This window comes from Mycobacterium sp. (assembly GCF_049280035.1).
In the GTDB taxonomy this organism is placed as follows: Bacteria; Actinomycetota; Actinomycetes; order Mycobacteriales; family Mycobacteriaceae; genus Mycobacterium.
The window spans coordinates 1-6,649 of sequence record NZ_JBAPPI010000383.1 but is presented as its reverse complement, the minus strand read 5'-3'; the positions used below and the strand labels follow the sequence as shown (position 1 = coordinate 6,649).

Here is a 6,649-nt window from a genome sequence, read left to right as displayed (position 1 = left end):
ACCGGAGTTGATATGGACCGCAGTACCGCCGGCGAAGTCGATTGCATGCAGCTTGTTGGCGATCCAGCCGCCGTGCTCAGACGCGAACCCGTCAAACGCGAAGACCCAGTGCGCGACCGGGAAGTAGACGATGGTCGCCCACAGTCCGGCGAACACCAGCCAGGCGCTGAACTTCAGCCGGTCGGATACCGCCCCCGAGATCAACGCGACCGTGATGATCGCGAACATCAGCTGGAACGCCACGAATACGGTGGCCGGCAATGTACCGGCCAGCGGGATATCAGTCGCCGCAACGCCCTTGCTGGGATCCGCGGCCACCGAGTTGCCACCGATGAGACCCTTCAGACCCCAGTATTCGGTCGGGTCACCGACGACGCTGTCTGTGTCGTTGCCGAATGCCATCGAGTAGCCGTAGAGCACCCACAGCACCGTCACCACGCCCATCGCACTGATGCTCATCATGAGCATGTTGAGCACGCTTCTGGCGCGGACCATCCCGCCGTAGAAGAACGCCAGTCCCGGGGTCATCAACAGCACCAGCGCAGAACTTGCCAGCATCCAGGCGGTATCGCCGGTATTGGGCTGGCCCAGTATCGGGAAACTCACTCGACTATCACCTCCGGTCGGCCATGAATGGCCGTCAGACATGTGCCTGTGGCCTGAACCAGAACCTTGCGCAGTGGTTGTTTCGAAACGTGACGCTGGCAGGTTTCGCCCGTGTTACATCATGCTCACACGTCAATTCAGCCAAACGGCACCGCGTGAAGTTTGGAAATGGCGGAGAAGTAAGGGGCACCGGGGGCTGAGGCAGAATCCGACGGCTGCTATCGGGGCGATTCCAGGCCAACTATGTCGGACCCGACTTCTTGCGCCGCCTCGGCGTCGTCGACCATTGAATAGCCTTGTTCCACACGGGGTTTCGGGACATTCTCGCCGAAGCAGATAATAGTCGGCTTGCGCCTGCCGCCGCAGCGCGGACGGTCCACGAATCGGACATCGCCATATGCCCTAGCCGGCCAAACTTTGTGGCCATGGCCCGGTGTTGCTGGAGCAGGTCGCGGTGGGCGGCCTCGTCGCCACGGGCGCCGGCCAGCAGCGCGCGGAGCCGCAGCAGATAGATCTCGCGGTCCACCATGTCGTGGTTCGGGGCGGCGGCCAACCGCTCGATCGCGGTTTGGGCTTCCTGCAGATCAGCCTCGCCGCCACGGGACAGCAGCGTCTCCACGAACATGCCGGTGGGAGGAATGGACCAGGCGAACTGTCCCGCATTGAACAGGTCGTCCACGGCTGCCCGCAACGCCGCGATGGCACCGTCGAGGTCTCCACGCCTGGCCTGCTCCCAGGCGATGAAAGCCTCGATCTCTGGTACCTCGGATAGGGTCCAGTGCTCGTGTAGGCACATGTCACGAAGTTGTGTGAGTGCCGTCAGTCCGCGCTCACGATCTGCTGGGGAGTCGCGGTGCATCAGCGCCAGGCCCAGCGCGTATCGGGCGTGGCCCAGCGCGAAATCATCAGCGGATCGTTCGGCGATCTGCAGCGCCTCATCAATGAGCTCCAGCGCGGCGTCGTCGGCCAGCAGCACCTTGATGGCTATCCCTAGTCCGTAGGTGAAGGCGATCACCATGGCATGGGTCGTCGGGTCCGTCGCACGGGACATGGCTGCGGCGACGGGGAGGGCAGGCAGCACCTCTGCCAGCGGGTGGCCCAGGCCCCCTCGGGCAACCGCGCGCGTTGCGTGGGCGAACGCCAGCGGAGACCCTATGAGGAAGTTGCCTTTGGTGGGGTCGCCGTCGGCCAGCTCGATCACCGTTTGTGACCAGCGCAGCACGTCGGTGTATTCGCCGGTCTCCATCTTGATGAATTTCGCCACGTACGACAGCCCGACTGTCATGTCCGGATCCGCGATCGCCTCGACCAGGGCCATGAGTTCGGATGCCAGCGCCGACGCCTCCCGCATGCGGGCGTGAATAAAGTGGTTCATCACCTGCCCGGCCATGCCCATCGCCAACGATGCCTTGTCGCCGGCGAGCGTGCTCAGTTCGCGCAGCTCCTCAAAGCGCGTCAGGGAGTCTTTCGCATGGACTCGATAGGCGGTGCCAGATAGCAGGGTGCGCGGCGCGATACGCATCACGGTGCGCCCCGGATCGTCGGGGGGCAACGCGTCGGCGATCTCGCACGCCCGCTCCCAACTCAGCCGCGCCGCGGCCAAATCGCGGTGCGTCGACCACGCGCCGGCACGCATATGCCAGCCATAGGCGGCCTGCACATCGCCGGCTGCCTCCAGATTCTGGGCGATCACCGCCGCGTTCTGCTCGACCGATCCCGGGTCGCCGGCCTCGATGGCCGCGGCCAGGCGCCGGTGCAGCTTGGCGCGGTCTGATTTCAGTTGCGACTCGTAGGCCACCGCGCGGATCAACGGATGCCGGAATGCGTACTCGGCGGGCGGGGTGAACCTCACCTGATCGATCATCTCCGCCTCGACCAGCGCCTCGAGGGCCGCATCGATCCCCAGGCTGGTCAACAGGTCCGGGCCGAACTGTGATCCGATCACCGCCGCGGCGCTCAGCGTCTGCTTGGCGGCTGGTTCGAGGCGATCGATGCGCGCGGCGATGACCGCCTGCACGGTGGCCGGCACGCTGACCTCGGCCACATCGGTGCCGCACCGGTAACCACCGCGCTCGCCCTCGAGCACACCGCGCTCGGCAAGCTCGCGCACCATCTCCTGCGCGAAAAACGGGTTACCGGCGGTCCGTTCGCTGATCAGCGCGGCCACCGCGCCCACCGAGGGATCCGGGCCCACCAGCTCACCCACCAAAGCCGAGGTGTCCGCATCACCCAGTGGTGCCAGCGCCACCGTCTGCGCACCGGGCACCTGCGCGAGCGCGCCGTGGTAGTGCGGGCGGTAGGTGATCAGCGCCATCGCCGGGGTATGCGGGATCACCTTCAAAAACCCGGCCAGCATGGATTCGCTGACCGCGTCGATCCAGTGCGCGTCTTCGAGGATGTAAAGCACCGGCGCGGCGCGCGCCAGCGACCAGGAGTTGATCAGCGCGGTCAACCGCCGCCCCCGCGCGGCCGGGTCGATGGGCGGCAGCTCGGATTCCGGGTCACGAATGCCCAACAGGTCATCCAGCAACACCAGATCCTGCGGGTCGACGTCGACAGGAAACCGGCTGCGCACCCGCGCCCGCGCGGCCTCGCTATCAAGCTCGCTGATCCCCGCGATCGCCCGCAGCAGCCGCGCCACCACATGAAACGAGATGTCACCGGCATGCGACTCACAAAAGGTCGAAAACACCTCGACACCCCGACCACGGGCGATCTCGACGGTCTCGTGAACCAGCCGGCTCTTGCCGATGCCCGCCGCTCCCCCCACACACACCACACCTCCGTGGCCACCGATCGATCGATCCAAGATGGCTGTGACGGTGTTCACTTCCCATTGACGTCCCACCAACGTGGTCTCAAAGCGACCGATCCCCCCTGGCTGCGACGCCATGCCCAGCAGCTGCCGCGCGGGTACCGCATCCTTGGCGCCCTTGATGTGCACCATCTCAGGCTCACCCAGCACCGCCGCGGGCTCAACCAGCCGCGCAGTAGATGCACTGAGCATCACCCCCTCCGGCGGCGCCACCGACTCCATCCGCTGCGCCATGCCCACCTGTTCACCAATCGCGGTGTAACCCGTAGCGCCCGAACCGATCTCACCGGCAATGACCTGGCCGGAATTGAGGCCTATCCGCAGCCGCAGGTCAACACCGTGGTGATGCTCAACCTCAACCGCCAGCCGCTTGACCTCATCCTGAATACCGAGCGCCGCCATACAGGCGCGCAGCGCGTGATCTTCCAGTGCCGTCGGTGCGCCAAACACCGCCATGATCCCGTCCCCGGTGAACTTGTCCACCGTGCCGCCGTAGCGCTGCACCACCGGCGAAGCGAGGTCTACCAGGCCGGCCATGATCTCGCGCAGCGGCTCAGCCCCGACGGCTGCCGCAATGTCCATGGAGTGGACCACGTCGGCAAAGAGAACTGTGACCTGCTTGTACTCAGCCGACCGGGTGGCCTCCGTAAGGCGCACACCGCACTCGCCGCAGAACTTCGCCGTCGAGCTGGACTGCGCGCCGCAGGAACCGCAGATCAACCCCGTCGGGGTCAGTCCACCGCCACCGTCCCCGCTGGGGTCCACGTCAGCATCGTGTCACTGTTGGTCAACGATTTCCGCCTTATCACCCTGCGTTCTCCGACAAGAAGTGTTGAGACCCACCGGCCTCGCGACGCTGGTTCGGTCAAATCGGTGCACGACCCGTCGGTCAACCGAGCAGGGCATCGACGAAGGCGGCGGGTTCGAACGGTGCAAGATCGTCGGGTCCCTCCCCGAGCCCGACCAATTTCACCGGCACGCCAAGTTCCTGCTGGACCCGGAAAACGATGCCGCCCTTGGCGGTTCCGTCCAGCTTGGTCAACACCGCTCCGGTGATGTCGACGACGTCGGCGAACACCCGAGCCTGGGCGAGCCCGTTTTGCCCGATGGTGGCGTCGAGCACCAGCAGCACCTCGTCCACCGCTGCGCGCCGCGTCACAACGCGTTTGACCTTGCCGAGCTCGTCCATCAATCCGGCTTTGGTGTGCAGCCGGCCTGCGGTGTCGATCACCACGACGTCAGCGCCCGCGGCGATGCCCCTGTCGACGGCATCGAAAGCGACCGAGGCCGGGTCGGCGCCCTCAGCTCCACGCACCACTTCGGCACCCACTCGCGCAGCCCAGATCTGTAGTTGGTCGGCAGCGGCGGCCCGGAAGGTGTCGGCGGCGCCCAGCACGACCCGGCGGCCGTCGGCGACCAACACCCGCGCCAGTTTGCCGACGGTGGTGGTTTTGCCCGTGCCGTTGACGCCGACGACCAGCAGCACCGACGGGTGATCGCCATGCGGCAGTGCGCGAACCGAGCGGTCCAGGTCGGGTTGCAGCTCGCTGATCAGCACCTCCCGAAGCACTGCGCGGGCGTCGCCCTCGGTGCGTACGTCTTTGCTCGCGAGTTGGCTGCGCAGCTGCGCCACTACCGACGTGGTAACCACCGGGCCCAAGTCGGCGACTAGCAGAGTGTCCTCCACTTGCTCCCAGGAGTCTTCGTCGAGATCGCCGCCGCCGAGCAGCCCCAATAGGCTGCGGCCCAACGCATTCTGTGACCGGGCGAGCCGGCCGCGCAGTCGCTCTAATCGCCCATCGGGCGGCGCTATAGCCTCCACCTCGGGCGCTGACGGCCCGGCAGCGGGCGCGGGCGTCTGCACCGGTGGAGGCGCCCCGATATCTGAGGTATCCGGTTCGGGCAGTTGAACATCGGCGATCGGACGCTTCGGGGCATCGCGGGGGATGGTCGCGTCGTCGCCCACGGCGGGCAGTCCGGTGGTGTCGATCCGATCCCGAGACTCGGTGCGGCTGAACGTGATTCCCGACGATGCGGTGTAGCCGCCCGAGCGATCCAGGGTGTCGGTGTGCTCGCGGGCCGACAGGCTGACCCGCCGCCGGCGGTAGCGGACCAGCCCAAAGATCAAGGCGGCGATGACGATCAGTGTGGCGGCGACCGCGATCGCAATCCACAGAGCTTGGGGCAACGTATTCCTCGCTATGTAGTCGTGACCAGCTGGTCGACCTGCTGGCCGCGCATCCGCTGGGAGATCACCGCGGTGATGCCGTCATCGCGCATCGTCACGCCGTAGAGCGCGTCGGCGACCTCCATCGTCGGCTTCTGATGGGTGATGATGATCAGCTGCGACTGAGCTCTCAGCTGCCCGAACAGACCAAGCAGCCGGTGCAGGTTCACATCGTCGAGGGCCGCTTCCACCTCGTCCATGATGTAGAACGGCGACGGACGGGCCCGGAAGATCGCCACCAGCATCGCGACCGCGGTCAGCGCCTTCTCCCCACCGGACAGCAGCGATAGCCGCTTGATCTTCTTACCGGGCGGGCGGGCCTCCACCTCGATGCCGGTGGTGAGCATGTCGTCGGGATCGGTAAGCCGCAAGCGGCCCTCCCCGCCGGGGAACAGGGCGGCGAACACCCCGCTGAACTCGCGTTCCACGTCGGTGTAAGCGTCGGTGAACACCTGCAGGATGCGGGCGTCGACGTCGGCAACTACGTCAAGAAGATCCTTGCGCGCGGCCTTGACGTCCTCGAGTTGGGTGGACAGGAAGTTGTAGCGCTCCTCCAGCGCCGCGAACTCCTCGAGCGCCAACGGGTTGACCCGGCCCAGCTCGGCCAGCTCTCGTTCGGCGCGTTTGGCGCGACGCTCCTGGGTGGCCCGGTCGTATGGCATGGGCGCCGGCGCGATCACCTGCTCGCCGCGTTCGCGGGCCTGCTCGTATTCGGCGAGCTCAAGCTCGGTCGGCGGCAGCGGGACCTCCGGGCCGTATTCGGCGACCAGGTCGTCAGGCGCCATCCCGAACTGCTCGAGCACCATCTGCTCAAGCTGCTCGATCCGCAGCGCCGCCTGCGCCTTGGCAACCTCGTCGCGGTGCAGCGACTCGGTGAGCGCGGCGATCCGGGTGCCCAGCGCGTTGACCTCTTCGCGAACCGCCGCCATGGCGGTGGACCTCTGCTGACGTTCGGCGGCGAGCACGTCGCGGTTGCGCGACGCGGCCGCGACGACCTGACT

At 66.6% G+C, this 6,649-nt stretch carries 4 protein-coding genes; all 4 read right to left on the bottom strand.

What is annotated here, in order from left to right:
- The coding region (locus WAN71_RS12925) for an ammonium transporter (protein ID WP_422225710.1) at positions 1 to 648 on the bottom strand (648 nt) is incomplete at its 3' end.
- Between the two features lie 199 nt (positions 649 to 847).
- On the bottom strand, positions 848 to 4,186 hold the full coding sequence (locus WAN71_RS12920; RefSeq protein ID WP_422225709.1) for an adenylate/guanylate cyclase domain-containing protein: 3,339 nt from the start codon (positions 4,184 to 4,186) through the stop codon (positions 848 to 850).
- A gap of 124 nt (positions 4,187 to 4,310) precedes the next feature.
- Positions 4,311 to 5,609 carry a signal recognition particle-docking protein FtsY gene (ftsY, locus tag WAN71_RS12915; RefSeq protein ID WP_422225708.1) on the bottom strand — a complete coding sequence of 433 codons (1,299 nt, stop codon included), beginning with the start codon at positions 5,607 to 5,609 and terminating at the stop codon, positions 4,311 to 4,313.
- Between the two features lie 11 nt (positions 5,610 to 5,620).
- Positions 5,621 to 6,649 (bottom strand): AAA family ATPase (locus WAN71_RS12910; protein WP_422225707.1); only part of this gene is annotated, 1,029 nt, incomplete at its 5' end.